At 71.9% G+C, this 960-nt stretch carries 1 protein-coding gene and 1 pseudogene; both read right to left on the minus strand.

Translation table 11 applies throughout. The features are described from left to right. Window positions 1–244, minus strand: a pseudogene (locus GT354_RS42755) (hypothetical protein); the annotation flags it as partial. An 83-nt stretch (window positions 245–327) separates the two neighbouring features. After that, on the minus strand, window positions 328–708 hold the full coding sequence (locus GT354_RS42760) for a DUF4259 domain-containing protein (protein WP_161362278.1): 381 nt from the start codon (window positions 706–708) through the stop codon (window positions 328–330). Window positions 709–960: the final 252 nt, after the last annotated feature.

Here is a 960-nt window from a genome sequence, read left to right on the forward strand (position 1 = left end):
CGGCCTCGAGCGACAGCGCGACCGCGCGCACCATCCGACCCCGCTCCCACGCGGCCGGCACCGACGCCGGATCCGGGACGGAATCGTTCACCACCCGGCGAATCCGCAGCAGGGCCTCGAACGCGTCCCGAACCGCGGCCGCGCGCCGTTCCCTTGCGTCGTCCTCGGGCGGGACCGCCGACGCGACCTCCGCACCGGTCGCCGGCTCGAAGCCCGCCGCCGAACCCTCGTCGCGTCGTGTCACCCTGCACCCACTCCCCCGACCCGAGGCCGAAGCCACATCGCACCCGCCGACCTTCTCGCGGATCTACCGCCGGCCGACCGTCGCTACTCCCCGGCCTCCCGCGCGGCCGCTGCCTCCGCCAGTTGGTCGAAGGTGCGCTCCAGAACGGCCCGTCGCTCCGCCCGGTAGTCCGGCTTGGGCTCGAGTCCGTCGATGGTCCGGTCCCAGACGGCCATGAACGTCTCCTTCCACCCCGCGATCACGTCCGCCCGCGGCAGCGACACGCCGACATGGCCGGTGCGGTCGAGCAGGAGGAGCAGTTCGAGGTTGCACGGCACGGCGACGCCCCAATACTCGTCCGCCTCGATCTCGACGAGGTCGCCTGTCATAGCCTCGGCGACCTCCTCGACGAGTCGATCGGTGATGCCCGACAGGTGATCCGCCGAGGTGTCGCTGTCGAAGTTGCCGCTGCCCCACGTGCCCACGATGTGTCTCCCTCGATGCCGAACCCGGGTCGCTACCGTCCCGTTGCGGCCCCCATGGAATCAAGACACGCCGACACGCGCCGACCCGGCACACCCCGACCGAGGCGGCGTCGGGCCGCCTACCCCCGCGACGCGACTGCGGGCGGTCTCGGATCGGGTTCCGTTTCGCCATTATTTGCCGGCTCCGTCGGACCTCTTCGCTCGGTGCGGGCCCCCGTGTGAGTGTTTCGCTCGCTCGGGCACGAACCCGGC

Origin of the sequence: Streptomyces sp. SID3343, assembly GCF_009865215.1 — a bacterium.
Lineage (GTDB): Bacteria > Actinomycetota > Actinomycetes > Streptomycetales > Streptomycetaceae > Embleya.